General features: G+C 31.5%; 26 protein-coding genes, 1 tRNA gene and 1 pseudogene. 11 read left to right on the top strand and 17 right to left on the bottom strand.

What is annotated here, in order from left to right:
- The first annotated feature begins 38 nt into the window (after positions 1 to 38).
- Positions 39 to 680, top strand: a complete 642-nt coding sequence (locus OIF36_04445) for a carbonic anhydrase (GenBank protein MCV6599706.1) — start codon at positions 39 to 41, stop codon at positions 678 to 680.
- 80 nt (positions 681 to 760) lie between these two features.
- Here OIF36_04445 and lgt read toward each other — a convergent pair whose 3' ends face one another.
- Both lgt and OIF36_04435 read right to left on the bottom strand, forming a co-directional pair.
- Positions 761 to 1564, bottom strand: a complete 804-nt coding sequence (lgt, locus tag OIF36_04440) for a prolipoprotein diacylglyceryl transferase (GenBank protein MCV6599705.1) — start codon at positions 1562 to 1564, stop codon at positions 761 to 763.
- The gene (locus OIF36_04435; GenBank protein ID MCV6599704.1) at positions 1554 to 2273 is read right to left on the bottom strand and encodes a methyltransferase; all 720 of its coding nucleotides are present in this window, start codon (positions 2271 to 2273) and stop codon (positions 1554 to 1556) included. The genes lgt and OIF36_04435 overlap by 11 nt, the downstream gene beginning before the upstream one ends.
- A gap of 125 nt (positions 2274 to 2398) precedes the next feature.
- Here OIF36_04435 and infA point away from each other — a divergent pair, with 125 nt between their 5' ends.
- The 6 genes from infA (at position 2399) to OIF36_04405 (ending at position 6341) form a co-directional block, all read left to right on the top strand.
- The gene (gene infA / locus OIF36_04430) at positions 2399 to 2617 is read left to right on the top strand and encodes a translation initiation factor IF-1 (GenBank protein ID MCV6599703.1); all 219 of its coding nucleotides are present in this window, start codon (positions 2399 to 2401) and stop codon (positions 2615 to 2617) included.
- An 18-nt stretch (positions 2618 to 2635) separates the two neighbouring features.
- Positions 2636 to 3202 (top strand): Maf family protein, encoded by a 567-nt coding sequence (locus OIF36_04425; protein ID MCV6599702.1) that lies wholly within the window; start codon positions 2636 to 2638, stop codon positions 3200 to 3202.
- A 21-nt stretch (positions 3203 to 3223) separates the two neighbouring features.
- Positions 3224 to 3574 (top strand): phosphomannose isomerase type II C-terminal cupin domain, encoded by a 351-nt coding sequence (locus OIF36_04420; protein MCV6599701.1) that lies wholly within the window; start codon positions 3224 to 3226, stop codon positions 3572 to 3574.
- 146 nt (positions 3575 to 3720) lie between these two features.
- The gene (locus tag OIF36_04415; GenBank protein ID MCV6599700.1) at positions 3721 to 4311 is read left to right on the top strand and encodes a hypothetical protein; all 591 of its coding nucleotides are present in this window, start codon (positions 3721 to 3723) and stop codon (positions 4309 to 4311) included.
- 137 nt (positions 4312 to 4448) lie between these two features.
- Positions 4449 to 5708: a transcription termination factor Rho gene (gene rho, locus OIF36_04410; protein ID MCV6599699.1), complete on the top strand. Its 1260-nt coding sequence runs from the start codon at positions 4449 to 4451 to the stop codon at positions 5706 to 5708.
- Between the two features lie 120 nt (positions 5709 to 5828).
- On the top strand, positions 5829 to 6341 hold the full coding sequence (locus OIF36_04405; protein ID MCV6599698.1) for a hypothetical protein: 513 nt from the start codon (positions 5829 to 5831) through the stop codon (positions 6339 to 6341).
- Positions 6342 to 6369: 28 nt separating this feature from the next.
- On the opposite strand, the gene OIF36_04400 is transcribed toward OIF36_04405, so the two are convergent.
- The 3 genes from OIF36_04400 to rsmI are packed head-to-tail and all read right to left on the bottom strand — an operon-like array spanning position 6370 to position 8157.
- Entirely contained in the window at positions 6370 to 6948 is a 579-nt protein-coding gene (locus OIF36_04400; protein ID MCV6599697.1) for a BON domain-containing protein, read from the bottom strand.
- Between the two features lies 1 nt (position 6949).
- Positions 6950 to 7300, bottom strand: coding sequence for a YraN family protein (locus tag OIF36_04395; GenBank protein ID MCV6599696.1), 351 nt, complete (start codon positions 7298 to 7300; stop codon positions 6950 to 6952).
- Positions 7297 to 8157, bottom strand: coding sequence for a 16S rRNA (cytidine(1402)-2'-O)-methyltransferase (gene rsmI / locus OIF36_04390; GenBank protein ID MCV6599695.1), 861 nt, complete (start codon positions 8155 to 8157; stop codon positions 7297 to 7299). The genes OIF36_04395 and rsmI overlap by 4 nt, the downstream gene beginning before the upstream one ends.
- On the opposite strand from rsmI, the gene OIF36_04385 reads away from it, so the two are divergent.
- On the top strand, positions 8151 to 9545 hold the full coding sequence (locus tag OIF36_04385; protein MCV6599694.1) for a penicillin-binding protein activator: 1395 nt from the start codon (positions 8151 to 8153) through the stop codon (positions 9543 to 9545). The two genes, rsmI and OIF36_04385, sit on opposite strands and share 7 nt — an antisense overlap.
- A gap of 252 nt (positions 9546 to 9797) precedes the next feature.
- Here OIF36_04385 and OIF36_04380 read toward each other — a convergent pair whose 3' ends face one another.
- Entirely contained in the window at positions 9798 to 10259 is a 462-nt protein-coding gene (locus OIF36_04380) for a hypothetical protein (GenBank protein ID MCV6599693.1), read from the bottom strand.
- Between the two features lie 147 nt (positions 10260 to 10406).
- Between OIF36_04380 and OIF36_04375 the strand changes: the two genes are divergently transcribed.
- Both OIF36_04375 and OIF36_04370 read left to right on the top strand, forming a co-directional pair.
- Positions 10407 to 10646: a ferredoxin family protein gene (locus OIF36_04375; protein ID MCV6599692.1), complete on the top strand. Its 240-nt coding sequence runs from the start codon at positions 10407 to 10409 to the stop codon at positions 10644 to 10646.
- 17 nt (positions 10647 to 10663) lie between these two features.
- Positions 10664 to 10915, top strand: a complete 252-nt coding sequence (locus OIF36_04370) for a SemiSWEET family transporter (GenBank protein MCV6599691.1) — start codon at positions 10664 to 10666, stop codon at positions 10913 to 10915.
- A 288-nt stretch (positions 10916 to 11203) separates the two neighbouring features.
- Here the strand turns inward: OIF36_04370 and OIF36_04365 are convergent.
- From OIF36_04365 to OIF36_04335, 7 genes and pseudogenes are all read right to left on the bottom strand, one after another.
- A tRNA-Ile gene (locus OIF36_04365) sits at positions 11204 to 11280 on the bottom strand.
- Between the two features lie 89 nt (positions 11281 to 11369).
- The gene (locus tag OIF36_04360) at positions 11370 to 12155 is read right to left on the bottom strand and encodes a 1-acyl-sn-glycerol-3-phosphate acyltransferase (GenBank protein ID MCV6599690.1); all 786 of its coding nucleotides are present in this window, start codon (positions 12153 to 12155) and stop codon (positions 11370 to 11372) included.
- A gap of 6 nt (positions 12156 to 12161) precedes the next feature.
- Positions 12162 to 12959 carry a GNAT family N-acetyltransferase gene (locus OIF36_04355; GenBank protein MCV6599689.1) on the bottom strand — a complete coding sequence of 266 codons (798 nt, stop codon included), beginning with the start codon at positions 12957 to 12959 and terminating at the stop codon, positions 12162 to 12164.
- Positions 12960 to 12973: 14 nt separating this feature from the next.
- Positions 12974 to 14359, bottom strand: a complete 1386-nt coding sequence (locus OIF36_04350) for an NAD(P)(+) transhydrogenase (Re/Si-specific) subunit beta (protein ID MCV6599688.1) — start codon at positions 14357 to 14359, stop codon at positions 12974 to 12976.
- Between the two features lie 137 nt (positions 14360 to 14496).
- A pseudogene (locus tag OIF36_04345) lies at positions 14497 to 14823 on the bottom strand (NAD(P) transhydrogenase subunit alpha).
- Between the two features lie 30 nt (positions 14824 to 14853).
- Entirely contained in the window at positions 14854 to 16050 is a 1197-nt protein-coding gene (locus OIF36_04340; GenBank protein MCV6599687.1) for a Re/Si-specific NAD(P)(+) transhydrogenase subunit alpha, read from the bottom strand.
- Between the two features lie 78 nt (positions 16051 to 16128).
- A complete protein-coding gene (locus OIF36_04335; GenBank protein MCV6599686.1) occupies positions 16129 to 16788 on the bottom strand; it encodes a hypothetical protein in 660 nt (219 codons plus the stop codon).
- Between the two features lie 80 nt (positions 16789 to 16868).
- On the opposite strand from OIF36_04335, the gene yejB reads away from it, so the two are divergent.
- Positions 16869 to 17939 (top strand): microcin C ABC transporter permease YejB, encoded by a 1071-nt coding sequence (gene yejB, locus OIF36_04330; GenBank protein MCV6599685.1) that lies wholly within the window; start codon positions 16869 to 16871, stop codon positions 17937 to 17939.
- Positions 17940 to 17965: 26 nt separating this feature from the next.
- Here the strand turns inward: yejB and OIF36_04325 are convergent, their stop codons facing one another.
- From OIF36_04325 to rpoC, 4 genes are all read right to left on the bottom strand, one after another.
- Positions 17966 to 18760 (bottom strand): hypothetical protein, encoded by a 795-nt coding sequence (locus OIF36_04325; GenBank protein MCV6599684.1) that lies wholly within the window; start codon positions 18758 to 18760, stop codon positions 17966 to 17968.
- Positions 18761 to 18953: 193 nt separating this feature from the next.
- Complete coding sequence (gene lysS / locus OIF36_04320) at positions 18954 to 20450, bottom strand: lysine--tRNA ligase (GenBank protein ID MCV6599683.1); 1497 nt, start codon at positions 20448 to 20450, stop codon at positions 18954 to 18956.
- 92 nt (positions 20451 to 20542) lie between these two features.
- Complete coding sequence (gene xth, locus OIF36_04315; GenBank protein MCV6599682.1) at positions 20543 to 21304, bottom strand: exodeoxyribonuclease III; 762 nt, start codon at positions 21302 to 21304, stop codon at positions 20543 to 20545.
- A 131-nt stretch (positions 21305 to 21435) separates the two neighbouring features.
- A complete protein-coding gene (gene rpoC / locus OIF36_04310; GenBank protein ID MCV6599681.1) occupies positions 21436 to 25581 on the bottom strand; it encodes a DNA-directed RNA polymerase subunit beta' in 4146 nt (1381 codons plus the stop codon).
- Positions 25582 to 25590: the final 9 nt, after the last annotated feature.

Raw genomic sequence — 25590 nt, 5'->3', positions numbered from 1 at the left:
GGGTGTTTTTTAATGTCCAGATACCGAAAGGAAGATTTATGAGCATAAATAAATTGATAAAGGGATATCAAAATTTTTACAAAGACTATAACGAATCTGAAGAACATTTACTAAAGAGATTAGAAAATGCTCAAAATCCATCTACAGTTATAGTAGCTTGTAGTGATTCCAGAGTAGATCCTGCTCTAATTACTAATGCAAATTATGGAGATATATTTGTTATAAGGAATGTAGCTAATATCATACCTCCTTGTGAAAATGATTACTCAACTCACCATGGTACTAGCTCAGCTTTAGAATATGCTGTAAGAAATTTAAAAGTTGATAATCTTATAGTTATGGGACACTCTAATTGCGGTGGCATAAAAGCATTAATGGATACAGACTTAAGCAACGGAGCAGATAGTTTTATTGAGGATTGGATTGACTTAATGAAAGATGTGAAAGCTAGAGTCCCTAAAGACCTAAGCTATGAAGAACAGTTAAGCTACTGTGAAAAAGAGGGGATTAAACAATCATTACAAAATGCTCTAAGTTTTGACTTCGTACAAAAACGACATGACAAAGGAGAGTTGAAAGTTTTAGGTTGGTACTTTGATTTAACTTCTGGCAAAATGTTACAATATGATGCTCATAAAGACACATTCATAGACCTATCCTCAGAAGATCATCAAATATAAGAATATTTTTTCATTAAACCTTATACAAAGTTTAGTTCTCATACAACTAAACTAAAGAAATAAACTACTTGAAAAAACTATTATTTATTACAATTTCCATTTTTTCTTTTTGACGATAATATTATCAAAAACATCCCTATTCCAATCATTGGTATAGATAATAATTGCCCCATAGTCAGACAATTAAATATATAGCCCAATTGAGCATCTGGCTCTCTAAACATTTCCACTAATAGTCTTGACAAACCATAACCAACAAGAAAATCTCCACTTATAACCCCATGGAAAAGAGTCTTGTCTTTTTTATAAATAAAGTTAAGTACTAAGAACAAAACCACACCTTCTAAAAATGCTTCATATAGTTGGCTAGGATGTCTAGGCAAAGATGTTCCCTCTCGAAAAACAACTCCCCAATTGCCATTAGTAACCTTACCCCATAATTCATTATTGATAAAGTTAGCTATACGACCAAAAAACAACCCTATAGGAGCTGCCAAACAAACTAAATCTGTTATTCTTAAAAACTTTATATTATGTTTTCTAGAGAATAAATAAGACGATGCAACAACACCTAAAACACCACCATGAAAAGACATTCCTCCTTGCCAAACTTTAAATATGCTAGCAGGATTTTCTAAATAAAAAGCTAAATTGTAAAAAAGTACATACCCTAACCTACCACCAAGTATAACTCCTACTATAAGCCAAGTTAACAAATCATCAAAGTCTTTTGCATTAGGTCTTTCTTTACTATTTTTTATAATCTTTAAGCAATATTTCCAACCTAAAACAAAACCTAAGATATAAGCCATGGCATACCATCTTATATCAAACGGTCCGATTGAAAATAAAACTGGACTAATGTTAGAAACATTAAATATCATACCTACCTCCTTCTTTAAGAATGTAATCAAGCTTACCTTTACCATCAGCATCATGCAAAATTATACCAGCTCTCATTTTAGTAACTCCTTTTGTATTCTTTTTAGCAGTTATTATTACTCTTTTTGCATCACAGTTTATCTTTGGATAAAGAGGTATAATATTTATATCTCCAAATTTACCCTCCATATAAGACATTAATTCCGACAACCTATCTGCTACAAATATTATAGTAAAATCACCCTTATCTTTCAATGATAAAAAACAAAAATCCACCCATTTTTTTAAAGAAATTTCTCCTGTATTAGCTGTTTGCTTAATAGAATTAGGAGATTTAATTCCATGACCATGTTTAAAAAATGGAGGATTAGTAATAACAGAGTTAAAACTTTGATACTCTGGTTTATCTTTATTTACATCAACTTTCTTAACCTCTATGTTTTTAAAATTATTTAATTCAAAATTTTCTTTCGCTAATTCTATTAAGTTATCTTGAATATCAATTGCCATCACATTAGCTTTTGAGTTATGAAACTTAAAACAAAGAGAGGCTGTTCCAACTCCACACCCCACATCCAATACTCTACCTGAACACTTAGGAGCCACCGCCGCTAACAAGACAGCATCACTACCCGCTCTAAAACCTTTTTCTGGTTGAGTTATTTGTATTTTCCCGCCTAAAAAGGCATCTACTGTTCTATTCTTTTCCATAATAAATAAACTACTTGCTCTGCAGCACTTTGTCAAGGTTAAAAAAAACTTGCATAATTAAGTGCATAGTGCTAATATTCGCTCATAAATCGTCAAGATTAAATAAAAGAAAAGGAAAAAAATAAATGGCTAAAGAAGATTTAATGGAATTCTCAGGAGAAGTTATTGAGCTTCTACCAAATGCTATGTTTAGAGTTAAATTAGAAAACGATCATGAAATTCTAGCACATACATCTGGTAAAATGAGAAAAAACAGAATTAGAATTCTAGTTGGAGATAAGGTTACAGTTGAAATGACTCCTTATGATCTAACTAAAGGTAGAATTACATTTAGATTTAAATAAGAAAAATCAGGTTATTACATGTTAATATTAGCATCCGGATCAAAATTTAGAAAAAACTTGCTTGAGCAAGCTCATATAAAAGTAGATGCTACAATTGCTGCAGATATAGACGAAACAATGTTAAAAGGCGAAAGTCAACATATATATGTGCAAAGAGTAGCTACAGAAAAAGCACAAAAAGTTCACTCAGATAATCAAGACTCTTTTGTTATTGGTTGCGACACAATAACTTGTGTTGGCAAGAGAACTCTTTTCAAACCTAAAGATGAGGAAGATGCAAGAAGAATGTTAAAGCTAATGTCCGGAAGAAAAGTAAACCTACTTACAGGATATTGTGTAATAGCTCCTGACAATAAAAAGTCAATAAGATATGTTAAAACAGTTGTAAACTTCAAAAGATTATCTAAACAAGATATTGATGAATATATAAAGACAAAAGAATGGGTTGGTGTATGTGGAGGTTTATGCATAGAGGGCTATGGTTCTAGATTTGTAAAAGGCATCAATGGAAGTTATGCAAATATAATGGGGCTTTGCCCTTACAATGTAAACAATATGCTTATAGGCTTAGGTTATAATAAATAATAATAAAAAGGAATAATAACAATGAGCGAAAATAGAGTTATAAGACCATGGGGTTGGTATGAATCAATTACAAGCGATGAAGGATATCAAGTTAAAAGAATATCTGTTAATCCACAGTCTATATTATCTTTACAAAAACACTTCAAAAGATCAGAGCATTGGACAATGGTTCAAGGCATAGGACATGTAACAAAAAATGATGAAATCATCGAACTAAAGGCAGATGAATCTGTTTATCTGCCTGTAGAGTGCATTCACAGAATTGAAAACAGAAGTGAAACAGAACAGCTAACATTCATAGAAGTTCAGTGTGGTTCTTATTTAGGCGAAGATGATATCGTTAGAATAGAAGATGTTTACGGCAGAGCTTAACCCTCTATGAAATTTAAATAATAATAACAAAAAGCCTCTTTTTTAAGAGGCTTTTTTACAACACAAGTATTAAAAATATAATTTTATTCTTGACAGCTGGAAAGTTATAACTATAGAATAGCCTTATACAGCCAAGAGGAAAACAAATGAAAACAAATTATATAAAACCTATATATTTAATTATAGGATCTTTACTTTTACTAATAATATCATGCTTCTTTTTATTTTTTGCAACCACAAGAAACCAAAGAAAAATGCAATCATCTCCGAAAGTAAATAAAATAGAAAAAATAAAAGAACCTAAAAAAATATTTATAATAAAACCTATTGCTGAAGAATTGATTAAACAAGAAAAATCTGTAAAAATTGACTCCGTATTTGGATTTAAGTTAGGAGATGAATTGAATGAAGAGTCAATATTAAAAGAATTAAAACTTAATAATGGGCAAAAAATATATGAAGTTTCTTCTACTAACTCTTCTGAAAAATTTGATCACTATTATGTAACTCTTGAGGACAATAAAATAAAAGATGTTAGGTTTGTAAAAAACTTTAATAATAGAGAAGATGCTAAAAAAGAAGAGCAAAGATTATTAAATCTATTAAAAGAAACCTATAAAGATTTAAAAGAAGAGTCTTCATATAAATATTATAAAGACAACAATGGAACAATAATAATGCTTGTTTACAAAGAAATTCTCAATAAGCATCAATTAAAATTACATTATTTCTTTTAAATAAAAGCTTGACTTTTATAAAAAGCTCTTTATACTTATATTTAGTCTTAGGGATAACTATATAATATTTTTAATAATCCCATAATAAAATCAAGACAAATTATCAAACAAAATCAACAAACAATTAGGAATGAAAAATGGACCTATCTGAATTGAAGGCTAAAAGCCCTAGTGAATTACTATCTCTTGCTGAAAAACTAGAGATTGAAGATGCAAGCGGTATGAAAAAACAAAACATACTTGTTGCTATATTAAGAAAATTAACAGAAAAAGAAGATACCGAAATTAAAGCCAGTGGTGTAATTGAAGTTTTAAAGGACGGATTCGGATTTTTAAGATCTGTGGAAGAAAACTACCTAGCGGGACCAGATGACATATATGTATCTATACCAAAAGTTAGAAAAAATGGCTTAAGAACTGGTGATACTGTAGAAGGAGTTTTAAGAGCTCCAAGAGAAGGGGAAAGATACTTCTCTTTATCAGAAATAACAGCTGTAAACTTTGACAAGCCTGAAAACACAAAACATAGAATTAACTTTGATAACTTAACACCTCTTTATCCAGAGGATAAAATTAAGTTAGAAATTGAAGACCCAACAGTTAAGGACATGACTCAAAGAGTAATTGAGTTAGTTGCTCCAATCGGTAAAGGTCAAAGAGCACTTATTGTAGCACCTCCTAGAACAGGTAAAACTGTAATTATGCAGAATATAGCTCATGCTATTGAAAAGAATCATCCTGAAGCATATTTAATAGTTCTTTTAATAGACGAAAGACCTGAAGAAGTTACAGATATGCAAAGATCTGTAAAAGGTGAAGTTGTTAGCTCAACATTTGATGAGCCAGCAGAAAGACATGTTCAAGTTGCTGAAATGGTAATTGAAAAAGCTAAGAGACTTGTTGAATGTAAAAAAGATGTAATTATACTTCTAGACTCTATTACAAGATTGGGAAGAGCTTACAACACTGTAATCCCATCATCAGGTAAAGTTCTTACTGGTGGTGTTGATGCTAATGCTCTACAAAGACCTAAAAGATTCTTTGGTGCTGCTAGAAACATTGAACAAGGTGGTAGCTTAACAATTATATCAACTGCTCTTATTGACACAGGTTCAAGAATGGATGAAGTTATCTTTGAAGAATTTAAGGGAACAGGTAACAGTGAAATAGTTCTTGATAGAAAAATATCAGACAAAAGAGTTTACCCTGCGATTGATGTTCAAAAATCGGGAACAAGAAAAGAAGATTTATTAGTTGATAAAGCTACACTAACAAAAATGTGGGTATTGAGAAGAATCCTTAATCCTATGGGAACTGTAGATGCTATGGAATTCTTACTTGAGAAACTTAGAGCAACAAAGAATAACTCTGAGTTTTTCCAATCAATGAATAAATAAGCAATTTAAATAAAATTACAACAAATGACAGGGAGTTTACATAACTCTCTGTTTTTTATTGATTTTAAGCTAATTTTATGTTATCATTGGCTTTAAAACTTTAAAAGAAAGAGGATAGAAATGAACGAATACAAGGTTAGAGTAGAGCTTGATAGAGTAGAGGACGGAGTTCTTGATTTATCAATTTGCAATATAAATGATAAAGATATAAAACTAATCAAAGAGAAAATATACAATTCAAAAGCTAAAACTGTTAAGTTAGCTTATAATAACATTACAGATGACGGTCTTGATGAACTTTTAGACTACTTCCCAACAACAATGGAAAAGCTAGATATAAAAGGAAACTCTCTTAATGTAAATAGAGCACCAGCAAAATTAAAAAATTTAGCTAAATTAAATCCAAACTTTGTTGAATGCAAGCATACAATGATACCAATGAATAGAGAACAATCTGTTAAAAAACCTACAGGAAGAATAATTGCTATTATTGGTAAAGAAGAAACTCTAGAAGATGCTTTAGAAAAAAATAAAAAAGCTAAAGATGCAGAGTTAAAACAAAAAAGAGAAGTGTTTATCAAAACAACTAAAAGAGCTCAACATACAAACCCTGCTCTAAATCACTTAAATTAAAAAAACCGGCTAGTTAGCCGGCTTTTTTTTATTCATCAATCTTTTTAAGTTTTATATAACTAACAACACTTTCTACCGAACCAGTATTTCTAGCGATATCAATAACCTTGTCTAATTCATCTTGATTTTGAGCTATGCCAATCAAGTAAACATTACTATCATTCACATCAATTGAATAATTAATTGAAAGTATATCTCTAGAAGCCAATATCTTTGTTCTAATTTTTGTAGCTATATAAGCATCAGTTGAAGATTGCAAGAAAGACTTGCCCTCTTCTCTTATTATTATCTCATTAATGACTTCTTTTACTCCATCTATTTGCCAAGTCAACTTAACTGCAGTTTTCATTGCCTCATCATTTTCCACTACACCAGTCAAAAGAACTCTTCCTTCACTAACTGTCATAGAACAGTTTTTATAAATATCCCAGTCTTCTGACATCCAAGCATTATTTAGTCTTAGCTTGATATAAGTATCATCGACAGCATCATCAAAAGTTCTTTCTTGAATAGTTGAGAAAGCAACTGTTGAAGCCGATGTTACAAACAAAGAAGCACATGAGCTTAAACTCACCGCCATAAACAAAAGTAGTAAAACTTTTTTCATATTATTCACTCCATGCATTTTTTATAAAATTAATTCTCAAAGGAAAGTTAACACTTATAGCATCAAAAGACAAGTTATAGTTTAGATATTTTTGATTCTTTTGTAAATATATTTTAGCAGCATTTGTTACTCTAACTTGGTTTTTATAACTTATAGCTTCTTTTGCCAATGCCTGATTCTTTCTTAACTTAACCTCTACGAAATGAATATAATTACCCTTATGAGCCACAATATCTATTTCTCCAACTTTCGTTTTATACCTTTTATTCAGAATCTTATAACCTCTTAACACTAAAAAAATAGAGGCCAAAAACTCTGCCAACAACCCCTTATTGTAACTTGTTAAAATCATTTTATTTCTAGTGCTCTCTTATAAATCTCATTCTTATTCAATCCATACTCTTCAGCAAGTTTTTTAGATACATCTTTAACTTTATAATCTTTTAGATATTTTAATATTAAAGAGTCAACCTCTTCTGGGCTCATTTCTTCTTTTATATCATTCTTAACTATAAGTACAATCTCTCCTTTAGGAGCTCCATTATCTTCATAAAAACATATTAGATTAGAAACATTGTTTTTTTTAACTTCTTCAAACTTTTTAGTCAACTCTCTTGTTACAGAAACCTCTACATCTCCTATAACTTCTTTTATATCTATCAATGTATCTACAAGTCTCTTTGCACTTTCAAATATTATTAAAGTACTCTTGATAGCTTTTAATGTTTTAAGATTTTTTACTCTAGAGCTTTTTTTACTTGGCAAAAATCCATTAAAATAAAAACTATCACTAGGCATTCCAGATATAGCTAAAGCTGTAATAGAGGAGGATGCTCCTGGCAAACAAGTAACCTTTATATCATTCTCCAAACATTTTTTAACCAACACATATCCAGGATCACTAATTAAAGGCATACCAGCATCACTTATTAAGCCAATGCTATATCCAGACTTTAGCTTTTCTATTATTTTATCCGAAGCAAAATCCTTATTATGTTCATGATAAGAAAAAGTTTTAGCTTTTACATTATAATGTTGCAAAAGTTTAGCAGATACTCTAGTATCTTCACAAGCTATGTAACTTAAACTCTGTAAGGTTTCCACAGCTCTATAAGTTATGTCTTTTATATTGCCAATAGGTGTTGCTATTATATATAAAGTTGGTATAATAGCTTTATTATTTAACTCAGAGGAATTTGTAAATGTCATTTATTCTAAAACTTTCAAGATTATTTATTGTTACATTATTTGCATATATATTTGCAAATACTAGTATATATTTAGCTAATAATCAAGCTCTAAATACTCATGCTCAAGTCTTTATAGAAGAGACACTACCTGAATTAAACAATCACCATGAAAATGAAGCCTACGATGATAAAAAGAATCTTGAAGATACTAATTATAAAATAGGTCTGCTTTTGCCTCTATCTGGAGATGCAAAAGAAGTTGGAGAATCTATGCTAAAAGCAGCAGAATTATCTCTATTTAGAAGCAACAATAAGAACATATCTCTTATCATTGAGGACACAAAAGGAACTTCTATTGGCACGAAAATATCAACTCAACTAGCAATATCAAAAGGAGCGGATATAATCCTTGGCCCTCTATTTTCTGAAACAACAGAAGTTGCTAAAAAAATAGCAAAAAAAAATAATATCCGAATTATTAGCTTTTCAAACAACTGGGCTTTAGCTGATAACAATACATTTTTAATGGGCTTTATGCCTTATTACCAAATACATAAAATACTAGATTTTGCAATTAGTAAAAATAAAAGAGATATTGCTGTAATTCTTCCTAACAATACTTATGGAGATCTTGTAGATAACATATTAAGAGATAAAAAAGATTTAAATATTGTAAAGAAAGAAACCTTAGATGACATGACTAATGTTCAAGACTTCATTAAAGAGTTCTCAGGGTACAATGAACGAAAAGAAAGACTAGACTCAGAAATAGAGTTCTACCAATCATATTTAGATGAGTTAGAGATTCTTGAAGAAGAAATTCAAAACAAGGATACTATTAAGCAAATGACAAACGATGAGTTCTTTACTAAATACTCTAAATATAAAGAGATAAAAGCATCAAAAAATATATTACAAGATAAAATTGATGAACTAAAAGAACAGGGTACAGAAGAAGATTTAAACTTCAATGCTGTGCTAATTCCATTCGGCGGAGATAAATTAAGAGAGATAGCATCTCTATTATCTTATTACGAGATATCTCCTAAGAAAGCAAAATATTTAGGCACAGGTTTATTTGATGACAAAACCTTAAATGATGAACCATCTTTAATCAAAGCTTGGTATGCAACACCGTTTTCAAAAAGCCTATCAGTGTTTGAAAAAAACTACATAAAGAGCTTCAACAACAATCCTATAAGAATATCTAGCATTGCATATGATGCCGTATCTTTGATTGCAGAACTAAACAAAGTTGGATTAAAACCTACATATAGAAACTTAACTTCAAAATCAGGCTTTTTAGGAATAGATGGCTTATTTAAATTTAATAGTAATGGTTTAATAGAAAGAGAGCTATCAGTAATGGAAATTAGAGCTAAAAAAGCTCCAAAGCTATTAAAATAATTTTTTTGCAACAAAATATCAACATTTTTATAATTATAATTCGCATTTTCATTACACATATTGAGTATTAATTGAAATTTTGTTAAAAACCCTTATTATTCAACAACTTAGAAAAATGTCTAAAAAATAAGCATTTATCAAGCAACCTTAGAATACATAGGATTTTTACTCATAAGCACAACTTATTCACAAAGTTATCCACATTTTCTGTTGATTAATTATTTTTATATTAAAAGTTTAAAAAAGCATTTATTATGCTAATAATTGTTCTAGCTCTTGATCATTTTCTGCGAAATGAGCCAAAACATCATCATTTATATGAGGGAACCTATTTTTTAGTTCTGTAACTCTTTCAGGTGATTGTTTTATAAAATTTATAACTATTCTATGAGCTTCTGGATATGTAAGTCCATGTCCTTTTTTTACATGACTTCTTTTTCTGTGATGAATTGACATTATACTAAGAGCACAATGTAAAGCATCGTCCTTTCCTTCAGAATTAGACTTATTAATTAATTCTTGTTTAAAAGATTCTATATCAGTAATTCCAAAAACAGATTCTGAGTGATTACTTAAAAGCTCAATATAATCTTTATTAAACTTTTTATAACCTTTTAGCATATGATGAACAACATGTTCGTGATTATGATCTTCATCTATATTTAAATGATCTAAGTTGAAACCAAGTTCTTTAAGTTTTATAATATTAACCATATATTTGAATTTCCTTAATCATTTCTTATCTGTACAATAATTATATAGTACATATTTTTACCAATAAATCAACTTTTTTCTTTACTTTTATAGAAAAAGTTATATCATAAAGTTCTGAATAATATAAAAAACAAGGAGAATTCTATTATGCCAAGAGTAGTATTAATCGACAAATGTGTAAACTGTAGAAGCTGTGTAGGAGTATGTCCTGCTGCTGCTTTCCATGATTGTGAAGATCATGTTGTTATAAACCCAGCATCATGTATTGATTGCGGAGCTTGTGAAATGACATGCCCTCATCAAGCAATTGTTGAAGACGATGCTCCAGAAGCTGAAGCTTTTGTTGAAACAAATGAAAAAGAGAGTGCAGAATTTCCAGCTGCTTAGTATATAAGGAAATATTAATGAGTCCAATAGCAATATCAATAATAGCAGGATGCTTTACAACAGGAGCTTACTTACCTCAATTAGTAATGGCTATTAAAACAAAAAAAACTGAAGATTTATCTTTGGCTACTTTTCTAGTTTTATTAACTGGTGTTTCATCTTGGGCTATTTATGGTTTACTAATAGAAAACTTTGCTTTAATGTGCTTTAACTCAGTATCAGCAATTTTAATATTTGCCATAATAATATTGAAGTTAAAATATAAGTAACAACTCATTAAATTAAATAAAAAGAGCACTTTTATAAGTGCTCTTTTTTATTTTATTATAAATCAATTTACATAATTTATTAATAAAAAATCCACTCTTTTGAGTGGATTTTTATGGTGGGCCCGGATGGATTTTCTTTGTTGCGGTCGCAAAACTCCCTTACAAAGTTGCAACCACTAGCATTTACTGCAGCCATAAATGGCTTGGTAAATGAAGTTTATTGTGAACCAGTTGGTTCTGCATCGCACCGTACCCAATAAAAAATCCACTCAAAAGAGTGGATTTTTATGGTGGGCCCGGATGGATTTGAACCAACGACCGCCCCGTTATGAGCGGGGAGCTCTAACCAACTGAGCTACAGGCCCATAATCATTGTCATACAACGATTATTTTGCTAAAATACAGCAAAAAGAAAAAAAATGCAAGCACTTTTTATACTTTTTTCTGAAATAAATTAATATCTTCCTGAAATCTTATCACTCACACCCTTAGCAACCACAGATTGACAATAAGCTGCTATTTCTTTTCTGTTTTTAAATTGATCCATAGAAACAACTGGATGGAATTCCACAACTATTTTTTTATTACCTAAAGAAAAGAATTTTGGCAAATGAGGAAACATTTCTTCATCTCCAACCCAACTATAATATTTTCTTTCATTAAAGCCAACCACACCCTCTTCCAGCTCTACAAAACAAACAGATACAGGTTGCACCTTCATAAACTGTTCTTTTTCGTTATTATAAGAAACCTTCTCCATAGCTACAGAAAACAAAGAGCTCTTAAATGGCAAGGTTTCATTACCATACCAAGAAGTGCCTTCAGGAAAAACAATTATGCTGTTTCCTTCTCTTATTGAAGAGGATATCATATTAGCTTGTTTACCAGCTTCACTTCTTTTTTGTTTTCTTACAAAAATTGTATTTTGAAGAGTAGCCAAAAAACCTATAACAGGCCAAGATGCAACTTCGCCCTTAGAAACAAAAGAACCTTTTATTAAGCTTCCCAAAACAGGTATATCTAAGTATCCCAAATGGTTTGATACAAAAAGAGTTGGATTATCTTTATATTTTTCGCCTTTAATTTCAATTTTCACTCCCATTATCCAACACAGAACCTTATGATAATACATAGGAGGAATATATTTGAAGTTAGGCAAAAATCTCTTAGTAAAAAGACATGTAGGAATAATTATAATTGTAGCTATAGCCCACATAAGAAATCTAAAAAAAGTTCTCATTTTACACTACCTCATATCTGTAGGTTTTATTTTATCTAAATAATGTTTTCTATATTTATCAGTAAGGTTAGCAGTCTCAACCATAACGAAAACATCAGTGCTGTTAAATTCTTTATCTAAGAACAACCCGTCTCCAAATTTACCATTTACCATTAAGTAACCTTTTACCAATGGAGGAAGTTGTCTAATTGCTTTCTTAGGATTTATTTCATCTGCAGGGACATTATCCATAGCAATATAATCCATTGACTTTGGACAATATTTGTCTTCAACTTTATGATTATAATACAAATAAGCAAATGCCTCTTTGTATTTATCAAAGTCTAAACCTTCAGCACTTGCCACACCAAACATTAAGTCAATGTCATTTTCAAAAATATAGTAAGCTAAACCTTGCCATAGAAGACTGATTGTAGTTTTACTTCTATAATCTTCTCTAGTACAAGATCTTCCTAGCTCTAAAATATTACCTTCATAGTTTTCTAAAAGTTTTGTTAAGTCGAACTCTTTTGATGTGTAAAAGCCTCCATTTGCTTCTGCTACATCTCTTTTAATCAGCCTATAAGTTCCTACAACAGTTTCCAAAGGGTCTTCTCCTAAAGAATGATCAACAACCATTAAATGATCACAGAAAGAGTCAAATTTATCAATATCTCTTTTCTTTGCAACATTCTCAGGAGTTGTGTTTTGATCCATTTCTTCAAAAAACACTTGGTATCTCAATGCCTGTATAGCATCAATTTCTTTTTCATTCTCTGCCAACTTAATTTCTAAGTCACCAACTCTAAGGCTAAATTTTTCCATATTTTTATTTCCTTTTATAAATTCTCTAAAGCTTTAATAATTTGCTCTGTAACTTTCTTTGCATCACCAAATAACATTTGATTATTATCTGCATAAAATAGTTCGTTAGGTATCCCCGCATATCCAGGAGATAACGATCTTTTAACGAAAAAGATATTTTGAGCATTTTCAACATCAAGTATTGGCATTCCATAAATTGGAGAGTTCTCATCATTATGAGCAGCAGGGTTTGTTATATCATTTGCTCCAATAACAAATGCTACATCAGTAGAGGCAAAGTCTCTATTTATATCATCCATTTCTTTAACATCTTCATAAGGCACATTTGCTTCAGCTAATAAAACATTCATATGCCCTGGCATTCTTCCTGCAACAGGATGTATAGCATACTTCACATCGACTCCTGCTTTTTTAAGTTGTTCTGCCATATCATGCACAGCATGTTGTGCTTGAGCAACAGCCATACCATAACCTGGCACAATAATAACGGTTCTTGCATTTTTCATTAAAAATGCCGCATCTTCAGGAGCTCCATTTTTAGCAGTCTTACCTTCTGCATCAAATGCTGATCTAGCATTGCCATCACCAAAACCACCAGAAATAACACTTAAAAACTCTCTATTCATAGCTTTACACATAATGTAACTTAAAATTGCTCCTGAAGCCCCCACAAGAGCCCCAACAATAATAAGAGTTGTATTATGCAAAGTAAAACCAACTCCGCATGCTGCCAGACCTGAATAAGAATTTAGCATAGATATAACAACAGGCATATCAGCTCCACCAATTGGCAATACTATCAAAACTCCTAAAACTAGACCCAGAGCCAAAACAACTAAGAACAAAGGAGAAGCTGATGTAATTGTTAGCATTGCTATAGCAACAACTATAGCGACTCCCATCATAATATTAATTTGATTTTTAGCTGGTATAGCTACTGGTTTCGATGTCATAATAGCATGTAGCTTAGCAAAAGCTATAAGTGAGCCACTAAAAGTAATAGCTCCAATTATAGTTGAAATTGACATCTCAATCAAAGAATTAGTATGTATATTACCTGTTTCTCCCAATCCAAAAACCGCAGGAGAATAAAAAGCTGCACAAGAAACAAGAACTGAAGATAAACCTCCAAGACCATTAAACATTGCAACCATTTCTGGCAAGTCTGTCATAGCTATTTTTTTAGCTAATACATAACCAATAACACCACCTATTGCTATAGCCAAAATAGATTTTAAACTTAATCCAACCAGCATAGCTGTAACCAGTATAACTAGCCCCATACCAATCATACCTAATTTATTTCCTTTTGATGCAGTCTTAGGAGATGAAAACCCTCTAATTGCTAAAATAAATAAAACTGCTGCTAATAAATATAATAATGATGTGAAAGTTTGCATAACTATTTAGCCCCTTTCTTCTTTGCTAGAGCTTTTCTTATAGGACAAGACTCTGGCATTTTTCCATTTTTAATTGCAGAAATTAATCTTTTTAGCGGACACTTACATTTTTTTGAGTCTTCATCCGCAACCGACTTTTTATCTTTAAACATTTCTAACATCCTTTGAGTTACCATAAAACCACCAAATATATTTATAGATGCAAATATAATAGCATAGAACCCCCACCATGTTTCACTTTTTTGAGTAGCTATTAAAGCTCCAATAATAATGATTGAAGAAATTGCATTTGTAACACTCATAAGAGGCGAGTGTAAAGTTGGAGTAACATTCCACACCAAGTAATATCCTAAAAATGCAGCAAGAACGAAAATTGTTATTGCAGTTACCAAGAAACTATCTGTCGGCATAACTGTAGATGAGTTCATCATATTGCTAGCCATATCATTTAATTGAGCTGACATTTCAGCTATTTTTTGAGCAAAATTTTCCATTTATTTACTGTCTTTCTTCTTTTTAGTAGTCTTTGTTTTCTTAGCTGGAGTTTTTTTCTTAGCTGGAGTCTTCTTTACAACCAGCTTTTCATTTACAACTTTACCACCTCTAGTCACTAAAGTTCCTGCTACTGTTTCATCTTCATAATTGATATTTAATTCTTTTGTTTCCTTATCAAAATGAGGAGACAAGAAGTTCCAAATATTTTTTGCATATAAATTTGAACAGGTTTCAGCAAGAGAGCTATTTATATCTTTACAACCTATTACCTTAACTCCATTTATAACTGTAGTTTTTCCAGCGACCACTCCTTCAACATTACCACCGCTTTCAGCAGCTAAATCAACAACAATAGATCCCTCTGGCATATATTTAAGCATACTCTTTGTGATAATTAATGGAGCTTGTCTCCCCGGTATTAATGCTGTTGTAACAACAACATCTGTTTTCTTTAATGCATTCGCTAAAGATTCCGCTTGTTTTTTCTTATATTCTGCAGAAGCTTCTTTTGCATAACCTTCTTTTGTTTCCAGATCCTCTGCACCTTCAACTTCAATAAACTTAGCACCTAAGGACTCAACTTGTTCTTTTGCTGCTAATCTAACATCAAAAGCACTTACTTGACCACCAAGCCTTTTAGCCGTAGCAATAGCTTGCAAACCAGCAACACCTGCACCAATTATACAAAAATTAGCAGGGCTAACAGTTCCAGCAGCTGTCATAAATAATGGCACCGCTTTAGTGTAAACATTAACACCATCTAAAACTGCTTTATATCCAGCAATATTAGACTGAGAAGATAAAACATCCATTGATTGAGCTCTAGATATTCTCGGCATAAGCTCCATTGCATATGACTCAATTTTTGCCATTTTTATTTTTTTAATTATTTCTTCATTGTTGAAAGGGTTCAGCAAACATACAAGCTTACTACCTTTTTGCATTAAAGCTATCTCTTTTTCATTAGGTGCCTTAACTTTTAAAACTAAGTTTGCTGCAAAAACATCTTTTTTTGCTTTTATTTCAGCTCCAGCATTTTTAAAAGCTGAATCAGAAATATTAGAAGCTTTACCCGCTCCCTTTTCTACAAATATTGATAAACCTAATTCTTTAAATTTTTTAACAGTCTCTAAAGACACAGAGACTCTATTTTCGCCTCTTGAGCTTTCTTTTGGGATCCCTATAATCATATGTATAACATCTCTCCAAATAATTTAATCTTTATATAAAATTATATAAAGCTTTTTAAATACAATGTAAAGTTTTTTATTAATTTAGTTATTTAAAATTTGAGACTTATATTTTTGCTCCCAAATTTCATCATCCAGTATATAATCTATCATAAACAATACTTTGTATAAATACTCTTTCCCTCTAGGAACAAAATCATCATATTTTATTTTATATACTTCTTTTTTACCGCCAGAAGTATAACCATCAACAGAAATTTCTTTTTGCTCACCAGAAAACAAATCTAATCCATCTTTTATAGACATTTCAAATAGCTTTATATCCTTTAATGAACTCAAGTTTTTCTTACTTAAATTAAAGTCTTTTTTAATAAAATATGAATGAGAAAAAACCCTATGAAAAACATCTTTTTCTTTAAAATAAGTTATCTCTTTAGTTAGACCAATCTTTGTTAAGCTATCCTCTTTTATTCTAAATTTTAAATGCTTCTCGATTTCTTTTCGCCCCTCAAGAACGGGTTCACCTGCTGACATTTGCCCTGAAAGAGCAACATCTAATTTGTTAGGTACGATTATATGATCTTTAGGCATTTTAACTACAAGCAATTTTCTATTCTTAGGATTTATAATCCAGCAATGAAAGTTTTGATGCCATAAACCTTTTTTATGAACATTGTCTGAAGACTCGACACCTATATGATTGTAGTCCTCATCAAACACATCTAACATCATGATTTCTTTCATAATAACTCCTTCACTACCCCTATAAAAATTATACAAGAAAATCACTTGAACTTCAAGGATTTTTATATATAATAAAAACCATGTTTAAATATATAATGAAAAGACTTATGCTTATTATCCCAACTATGTTTGGGATTATGTGCCTTAACTTCTTTATTATACAAATGACTCCTGGAGGACCTGTTGAACAAATTATTGCAAAAGCAAAAGGACAAGGAGTATCTGCAACAGCCAGCATAACATCATCAGGCGACAACATAGCATCCAATGATATAAAATCAGCACAAGGGTTAGATAAAGATTTTATTAAACAAATAGAAAAAGAATTCGGATTTGATAAGCCTTTGCATATAAGGTTCATAACTATGATGAAAAACTATGCTACTTTTAATTTTGGTAAAAGCTATTTTAAAGACAAAAAAGTTATTACTTTAATTTCTGAAAAACTTCCTGTATCAATATCTTTGGGACTATGGTCAACTCTTATAATATATTTAATATCTATCCCTCTAGGCATTAAGAAAGCAGTTAAAGACGGTAGTAAATTTGATATATATTCTAGTGGGTTCATATTTACAGGATATGCTATACCAAGTTTCTTATTTGCAATAATGCTAATTATATTATTTGCCGGTGGAGAATTCTTACAAATATTCCCTTTAAGAGGTCTAGTAAGCGACAATTGGGAAAACATGCTTTGGCATGAAAAAATATTAGATTACATATGGCACATGATACTACCAATAACATCTCTAGTTATAGGAGGATTTGCGGGATTAACAATGCTAGTAAAGAATTCTTTTTTAGAAGAGATACACAAGAACTATGTAACTACTGCTAAAGCTAAGGGACTATCAGAAAAAGCAATTCTTTATAAACATGTTTTTAGAAATGCAATGTTAATAGTGATAGCAGGATTTCCTGCAGCATTTATATCAATATTATTTACAGGCTCTCTTTTGACTGAGGTAATATTCTCACTAGATGGCTTAGGTTTGTTAGGATATGAATCCGCTATAAACAGAGATTATTCTGTAATGTTTGCAACATTATATATATTTACATTAATAGGATTATTATTAAACTTGATAAGTGATGTTATGTATATAGTTATCGACCCAAGAATAAACTTCGAATCAAATAAAAAATAAAAGCCTCAATAAATGAGGCTTTTTCTTTATGGTTGTGTTTCTTGTTTTTTCTTTTTTCTATCTATCTGATTACTTGCTCTTTTAGCCTGTTCTCCAAAAGAAGTTGCTCCTTTATTTGAACCTTTTGCATCAGCTTGTTGAAGCTTCTCTGCTAGCTTATGAATCTTACCAGCCTCTTCTTGAGCCTCTTCTATAGAGTATGAATCTCTAATTTTGTTAATGTTTTCTATTTCTTTTTTTCTTAAAGCATCCACTTTTCTATCTAAGTAATCACTGGCTCTTTTAGCCTGACCTCCAAAAGAAGTTACTCCTTTATTTGAACCTTTAACTTCTGCTTTATGAAGCTTTTCTGCTAGCTTATGAATTTTACTAGCTTCAACTAGAGCACTTTTCTTACTATACTGTCCTCTAATCTTATTAATTCTTTTTTGCTCTTCTGTAAACTCAATATTTTTAGGCTTAGGTGTATTATTTTGATTATCCAACTCATTTGGATTCTGTCTTTTAGGTTTTAATCCTAACTTAGGAGTTACAGATTTATCTGGTGATGGAGCCCCACTATTAGGATTAGCACCCTCATTTCCAGCATTACCTGCAGGAGAACTTGCTTGAAAGCCCCCTTTAGCCAAAGAAGAGAATTTATAAACTGCTCCAATTGCAGCACCATACCCTAACCCTGCTAAAGCCGTTGATACAAAAGGAAATCCAAGTCCAGGTATAGCCCCTAAAATTGCCCCACCAATTAATCCAGCAGCACCTATTTTCATTGCATGTTTAGCAACTTCAATTATTGATGCAAATATTCCAGCTAAAAATTCCATAATATTTCTCCCATTGTTTTATACATAACATATTATAACATATTCCCATTAAAAATTCAATTAAATAATAAACCATAATATTTAAATTAAACTTAACCTCACAGTTATCTTCTTTAGATAAAAATTTTGCTCACTTCCTATACATTTAAGCACGGGTCTGTCTGTGAGCAAAATATTTTAAAATAAATTTAAATTAGAATTTAGTTTTTAGTGTTGGAAATGCAATAACCTCTCTAATTGATTGAGAATCTGTAAACAGCATAACCAGTCTATCAATACCAATCCCCATACCACCTGTTGGAGGGAATCCATTTTCTAGAGCTGTAATAAAATCTGCATCCATCATTTGAGCTTCATCATCACCAGCATCTCTTTGTTTTACTTGTTCCATAAATCTCTCAAACTGATCTTGAGGGTCTGAAAGTTCTGAATATATAGGTCCAACTTCCCATGTATTTACAAAGAACTCTGCACCTTGTGTTAATCTATCATCTTCAGGGTGCTCTTTAATTAATGGAGAAACATCTTTAGGGAAATCAGTTATAAAACAAGGCTGAATTAAAGTATGCTCTACTTTTTCCTCAAAAATTTCTTGAACAACTTGTCCCCATTTTTCTGTTCCATCCATTTCCATGCCAATTCCTTCAGCAGCTTTTCTGATTTCTTCTGCATCCATAGAAAGAACATCTAAACCTGTTTCTTTTTTAATAGCTTCAGCAACTGGTATTCTTGGATAAGGTCCTTTAAACTCTAACTCTGCTTCAGCAAATTTAACCTTTGTTCCACCATATAAATCTACAGCAATTTTTTCACAAAGTTCTTCTGCTAACTTCATCATATAATCAGCATCTTTATAAGCTCTATAAACCTCAAAAGCTGTAAACTCTGGATTATGAGTTATATCAATCCCTTCATTTCTGAAATTTCTATTAATTTCAAAAACTCCATCTGAAAGCCCACCAACTATTAATCTTTTCAAAAATAGCTCTGGAGCAATCCTCAAATATAAGTCTTTATTTAAAGAGTTATGATGTGTAATAAAAGGACTAGCAGAAGCACCTCCCAATATAGAGTGCAACATTGGAGTTTCAACCTCTAGAAATTCTTTTTTCTCTAGAACATTTCTAATGATAGAAATGATTCTACTTCTTTTTCTTAATTTATCTTTTGTTTCATCGTTAACAATCAAATCAACATATCTTTGACGATATCTTTGCTCTACATCTGTAAGTCCATGGAATTTTTCAGGAAGTGTTGCAAGAGATTTTGATAAAACTGTGATTTCTTTTGTTTTAATTGAAAGCTCTCCTTTTTGAGAACGACGAACGATCCCTTCAACACCAATTATATCTCCAAGTTCTACATTTTTCATTTTTAGAACTTCAATTTCTGGCAATGCTTTTTTATATGAGAAGATTTGAATTTTTCCACTTTCATCATATAAATCAATAAACATACCTGAGTTTCTATAAGCTTTAATTCTTCCAGCAACTTTCACAACATCTTCTGTTTCTGTTTCTGCAGGTAAATCCTTATACTTTTCTTGTAGATCTGCTGCTTTAGCTGTAACCTCATACTTATAAGGATAAGGATTTATTCCTGCTTCCTTTAAGTTGTTAAGCTTTACTAGTCTAGCTTGTTTCAGTCTATCACCTTCTGCATCATGAGGTGCTACAAAAATTTCTTCCATAATAAATTTACCTTTCTTATTAATTTAAGGAGTTCATTTCTAGCATATTTTTTTAAAAAAATCAATATATAGTTATTTTAAAGAATAAAAGGCTAAAGTTCCAAAATAAGCGGGGTATGATCACTTGGTTTTTCCATAGATCTAAATTCTTTGTCAATCCAGCAATCTTTAACTTCATCAAAAGAGTCTGGTGTTACTAAAAAGAAATCTATTCTCCAACCTTTATTATAATTAAACATTGCTTGTCTATAACCCCAAAATGTGTACTGCTCGCCCTCTTCATGAAATGCTCTATAAGCATCTACAAAACCCATGTTTATAAGTCTATTATAATGAGCTATGGACTCTGGTTGACACAAAGCATTATCCTTATTTCTGTCAAAATCATACACATCTTTTCTAGTTGGACAAATATTGAAATCTCCACCCAGGACAATTTCTTTACCTTCAGCCATTAAGCTTTTTAAATGTTTATTTAAAGCTTCATGCCATTGTAATTTATATTCAAATTTTTCAGTTCCAATTGGATTACCATTTGGAGCATAAATACATATAAACACTTTCCCATCCATTTCTATTTGGCAAAATCTAGCATTTTCATCTTCAATACCTGGTAGCTCTAATAATATATTGTCAGGTTTTACTTTAGTTAAAACAGCTATACCATTATAACTTTTTTGACCTTTAAAAGCCACTTCATAACCCAATGATTTTAAATCCAGTATTGGGAAATTAACATCTTGAGATTTAGTCTCTTGTAACATTAACACATCAGGAGAATGCTTCTTTAAAACCTCTTCTAAAACATGCATTCTAGCATTTATTGAATTTATATTCCATGTAAGAACTTTCATTTTATAACTCTTTCTAACTTTAGTTTTTATATAAGTAAAAATATAAATAAATTTACTCGATATGTCAAATTAAATAAAACAAACCCTGCTATTACTAACAGGGCTTGTTTTTTTAATTAAGCTGAATAAAATTATTCTTGAATATCAGACTCAATTTCGCTTTGCATTTTTTCAGATAATTCTTTATCTTTTTGCTGAGCTAATTGTTTGTATCCTTGAACAACTCTACCAGTACCAGCAGGTATTAACCTACCAACAATGATGCTTTCTTTCAAGCCAAGTAGATTATCAACTTTACCTTGAACTGCAGCTTCTGTAAGAACTCTTGTTGTTTCTTGGAATGATGCAGCAGAGATAAATGATTTAGTTTGTAGAGAAGCTCTTGTAATACCTTGAATAACAGGTCTTGAGATTGCTTCTTTACCACCTTCAGCTTTAACTTTATCATTTTCCTCTTTGAAAGTAGTTCTATCAACTATTTCACCTTTTAACATAGTCGAAGTTCCACCTTCTAAGATTTCAACTTTTTGTAACATTTGTCTTGTGATAACCTCGATATGTTTATCGTTAATTTTCACACCTTGAAGTCTATAAACAGCTTGAACTTCTTCAACAATGTATTCAGCAAGTTTTTCAATACCCATAACATTTAGGATATCGCTTGGAGATGGAGAACCTTCCATTAGAAGATCACCTTTCTCAACGATTTCACCTTCATGAACAAGTAAATGAGTAGCTTTTGGTACTAAACATTCAACTGCATCTGAACCATCTTCAGGAACAACGATAAGTCTCTTCTTAGTTTTATAATCTTTACCAAACTCAATTCTACCAGAAACTGGAGCGATTAAAGCATGATCTTTTGGAGTTCTTGCTTCAAATAATTCAGCAACTCTTGGAAGACCACCAGTAATATCTTTGTTTTTACCAGCTTCTCTTGGGATTCTAGCAATAACATCACCAGTTTTCACTTCATCACCATTATTTACTGAAAGAACGGCATTAACTGACATGAAGTACTGAGCTTCTTGACCATTATCTAACTCTAAAGAGTTCCCTTTATCATCTGTTAAAACGATTCTTGGTTTGATGTTTGATACTTTAGGGTTTTGGTGCCAGTCAGAAACAATTTTAGAACCAATACCTGTTGTATCATCAATAACATTTTCGAAAGAGATATCTTCGATAAGATCTTCATACTTAACAATACCATCTTTAGCAACGATAATTGGACTTGTATAAGGATCCCATTCAGCAAGAATTTGATCTTTCTTAATTACTTCATCATCTTTAACTAAAAGTTTAGAACCATAAGGCACTCTGTATTTAGCTTTTTCTAGACCTTCTTCATCAAACACCATGATGTCTGTATTTCTATTCATAACAATTGTATTGTTTGAGCTATCAACAACAGAAACCAAGTTCACAATAGAAACTTTACCATTAATTGGAGCTTCAACATTAGATTGTTCTGCACCTTTTTGAGCAGCACCACCAATATGGAATGTTCTCATAGTAAGCTGTGTTCCTGGCTCACCAATAGATTGAGCAGCAATAATACCAACAGCTTCACCTACAGAAACTTTATGTCCTCTTGCAAGATCTCTACCATAACAGTTAGCACAAACACCAACTTCACAATCACATAATAAAGGTGATCTGATTTGAACAGAATCAACACCAGATTTTTCAATCATAACTGCATCAATATCTTCAATCATATCTCCAGCTTTGAAAATTACTTCTTCTGTTTTTGGATTTACAACATCAGCTGCACAAACTCTACCTTGAATTACTTCAGATAGAGGAACAATAATATCTCCACTATCAACAACAGCTCTAGCTGTGATTGATTTAGTTGTTCCACAATCTTCAGCTCTAACTACACAATCTTGAGCTGCATCAACAAGTCTTCTTGTTAGATAACCTGAACTCGCAGTTTTAAGGGCTGTATCGGCAAGACCTTTACGAGCACCATGAGTAGAGTTAAAGTATTCAGAAACAGATAGTCCTTCTTTAAAGTTCGCGATAATTGGTGTTTCGATAATAGAACCATCAGGTTTTGCCATCAATCCACGCATACCAGCCAGCTGTCTAATCTGAGTTGCAGAACCCCTCGCACCAGAATGGGCCATCATATATATAGCATTCATATCTTTACCTTGACCAGAAGTAGAAACTGTATTCATCATTTCTTTAGCAACTTCTTCTGAACATTCTGACCAAACATCAACAACTTTATTGTATTTCTCACCTTTAGTGATTAAACCGTTTTGATATTGTTGTTCAAGCTCTTTCATTTGATCTTTAGCTTTACCAACGATATCCCATTTTGTATCAGGAATAATCATATCATCTTTACCAATTGAGATACCTGCTTTACAAGCATATTTGAAACCAATAGATTTCAGATCATCACAGAACTCAATTGTAACTTTTTCGTGACATTTTCTGTAAACAACATCAATAACTTTCTTAACTTCTTTCTTAGTCATAACACAGTTAATCAAAGAGAAAGGAACCTCATGATGTTTTGGGAATATTTCTGATAGAATCATTCTACCAGCAGTAGTATCAACAACTTTAACCACTTTATTACCATCTGCATCTACAGTTTTATATCTACATTTAATTTTAGCATGCATTTCTAAAACACCATTATCCATAGCATTTTTAATTTCTTGCACAGAAGCGAATGTCATACCTTCACCTAATGCACCATCTTTTTCATTTGTTATGTAATAAACACCCAAAATCATATCTTGAGAAGGTACAATAATTGGCTCACCATTAGCAGGAGATAAGATGTTGTTTGTTGACATCATCAGAGCTCTTGCTTCTAATTGAGCTTCTAGAGATAAAGGAACATGAACAGCCATTTGGTCTCCATCGAAATCGGCATTGAAAGCCGCACAAACTAGAGGATGTAGCTGAATCGCTTTACCTTCAATAAGAATTGGTTCGAAAGCTTGCACACCAAGTCTATGAAGAGTAGGAGCACGGTTCAATAACACTGGATGCTCTTTAATAACCTCTTCTAGAATATCCCAAACTTCAGGTCTTTCTGACTCAACCATTTTCTTAGCAATTTTAATAGTAGGAGCTAAATCATAAGCTTCTAACTTATGATAAATAAATGGTTTGAACAGCTCTAAAGCCATTTTCTTTGGTAATCCACATTGGTGAATTTTTAATTCAGGACCCACAACGATAACAGAACGACCTGAATAGTCAACCCTTTTACCTAATAAGTTTTGTCTAAATCTACCTTGCTTACCTTTAAGCATATCTGAGATAGATTTTAGAGGTCTTTTATTTGTTCCTGTAATTACTCTTCCTCTTCTTCCGTTATCAAATAAAGCATCTACAGATTCTTGTAGCATTCTCTTTTCATTACGGATGATTATTTCAGGAGCTTTTAATTCTAATAGTCTTTTTAAACGATTATTTCTGTTAATAACTCTTCTATATAGATCATTTAAGTCTGAAGATGCGAATCTACCTCCATCCAATGGAACTAAAGGTCTTAGTTCTGGTGGAATAATTGGCAACACATCTAAGATCATATATTCTGGTCTTGTGTTTGAAGAAATCAAGTTTTCAAGAAGTTTTTGTTTCTTAACTAATTTTTTCTTTTTAGTTTCTGATCTAGAGTTTGCTAAAGCCTCTTTAGTTTCAGCTAGCATTTCTTCTAGATCCATTTGAACCATAATTTCTTTAAGAGCTTCAGCACCTATACCTGCTTTGAAGTTTTCTTCACCATACTCTTCTTGAGCAAGTAAGTATTCTTCTTGGCTTAATAGCTGTCTTTCTTGAAGATCTGTCATGCCAGGCTCAATAACAACTAATTTTTCAAAATATAGAACTTTCTCTACATCTTTTAGAGTCATATCTAAAATAGTTGATATTCTTGAAGGTAATGATTTCAAGAACCAAATGTGAGCAACTGGAGCAGCTAGTTCAATATGCCCCATTCTTTCTCTTCTAACTTTTTGGAAAGTAACTTCAACACCACATTTTTCACAAATTACACCTTTGTATTTCATTCTTTTATATTTACCACAAAGGCATTCGTAATCTTTTACTGGTCCGAAAATTCTAGCACAGAAAAGACCGTCCTTTTCTGGCTTGAAAGTTCTGTAGTTAATTGTCTCTGGTTTTTTAACTTCACCATAAGACCAAGCTCTAATTTGATCAGGGCTTGCTAAACTAATTCTGATTTGATCAAAGTTTTCAGGAGTATTATTTCTTCCAAAAATTTGCATTAATTCATTCATCTTTATCTA

Source organism: Alphaproteobacteria bacterium, from assembly GCA_025800285.1.
In the GTDB taxonomy this organism is placed as follows: Bacteria; Pseudomonadota; Alphaproteobacteria; order JAOXRX01; family JAOXRX01; genus JAOXRX01.
This window is presented reverse-complemented; position numbering and strand designations above follow the sequence as displayed.

Excerpts from the sequence above, each read along its gene's own strand:
- OIF36_04445 (MCV6599706.1), top strand. The coding sequence starts at position 39 with ATGAGCATAAATAAATTGATAAAGGGATATCAAAATTTTTACAAAGAC.
- lgt (MCV6599705.1), bottom strand. The coding sequence starts at position 1,564 with ATGATATTTAATGTTTCTAACATTAGTCCAGTTTTATTTTCAATCGGA.
- OIF36_04435 (MCV6599704.1), bottom strand. The coding sequence starts at position 2,273 with ATGGAAAAGAATAGAACAGTAGATGCCTTTTTAGGCGGGAAAATACAA.
- infA (MCV6599703.1), top strand. The coding sequence starts at position 2,399 with ATGGCTAAAGAAGATTTAATGGAATTCTCAGGAGAAGTTATTGAGCTT.
- OIF36_04425 (MCV6599702.1), top strand. The coding sequence starts at position 2,636 with ATGTTAATATTAGCATCCGGATCAAAATTTAGAAAAAACTTGCTTGAG.
- OIF36_04420 (MCV6599701.1), top strand. The coding sequence starts at position 3,224 with ATGAGCGAAAATAGAGTTATAAGACCATGGGGTTGGTATGAATCAATT.
- OIF36_04415 (MCV6599700.1), top strand. The coding sequence starts at position 3,721 with ATGAAAACAAATTATATAAAACCTATATATTTAATTATAGGATCTTTA.
- rho (MCV6599699.1), top strand. The coding sequence starts at position 4,449 with ATGGACCTATCTGAATTGAAGGCTAAAAGCCCTAGTGAATTACTATCT.
- OIF36_04405 (MCV6599698.1), top strand. The coding sequence starts at position 5,829 with ATGAACGAATACAAGGTTAGAGTAGAGCTTGATAGAGTAGAGGACGGA.
- OIF36_04400 (MCV6599697.1), bottom strand. The coding sequence starts at position 6,948 with ATGAAAAAAGTTTTACTACTTTTGTTTATGGCGGTGAGTTTAAGCTCA.
- OIF36_04395 (MCV6599696.1), bottom strand. The coding sequence starts at position 7,300 with ATGATTTTAACAAGTTACAATAAGGGGTTGTTGGCAGAGTTTTTGGCC.
- OIF36_04385 (MCV6599694.1), top strand. The coding sequence starts at position 8,151 with ATGTCATTTATTCTAAAACTTTCAAGATTATTTATTGTTACATTATTT.
- rsmI (MCV6599695.1), bottom strand. The coding sequence starts at position 8,157 with ATGACATTTACAAATTCCTCTGAGTTAAATAATAAAGCTATTATACCA.
- OIF36_04380 (MCV6599693.1), bottom strand. The coding sequence starts at position 10,259 with ATGGTTAATATTATAAAACTTAAAGAACTTGGTTTCAACTTAGATCAT.
- OIF36_04375 (MCV6599692.1), top strand. The coding sequence starts at position 10,407 with ATGCCAAGAGTAGTATTAATCGACAAATGTGTAAACTGTAGAAGCTGT.
- OIF36_04370 (MCV6599691.1), top strand. The coding sequence starts at position 10,664 with ATGAGTCCAATAGCAATATCAATAATAGCAGGATGCTTTACAACAGGA.
- OIF36_04360 (MCV6599690.1), bottom strand. The coding sequence starts at position 12,155 with ATGAGAACTTTTTTTAGATTTCTTATGTGGGCTATAGCTACAATTATA.
- OIF36_04355 (MCV6599689.1), bottom strand. The coding sequence starts at position 12,959 with ATGGAAAAATTTAGCCTTAGAGTTGGTGACTTAGAAATTAAGTTGGCA.
- OIF36_04350 (MCV6599688.1), bottom strand. The coding sequence starts at position 14,359 with ATGCAAACTTTCACATCATTATTATATTTATTAGCAGCAGTTTTATTT.
- OIF36_04335 (MCV6599686.1), bottom strand. The coding sequence starts at position 16,788 with ATGAAAGAAATCATGATGTTAGATGTGTTTGATGAGGACTACAATCAT.
- yejB (MCV6599685.1), top strand. The coding sequence starts at position 16,869 with ATGTTTAAATATATAATGAAAAGACTTATGCTTATTATCCCAACTATG.
- OIF36_04325 (MCV6599684.1), bottom strand. The coding sequence starts at position 18,760 with ATGGAATTTTTAGCTGGAATATTTGCATCAATAATTGAAGTTGCTAAA.
- lysS (MCV6599683.1), bottom strand. The coding sequence starts at position 20,450 with ATGGAAGAAATTTTTGTAGCACCTCATGATGCAGAAGGTGATAGACTG.
- xth (MCV6599682.1), bottom strand. The coding sequence starts at position 21,304 with ATGAAAGTTCTTACATGGAATATAAATTCAATAAATGCTAGAATGCAT.
- rpoC (MCV6599681.1), bottom strand. The coding sequence starts at position 25,581 with ATGAATGAATTAATGCAAATTTTTGGAAGAAATAATACTCCTGAAAAC.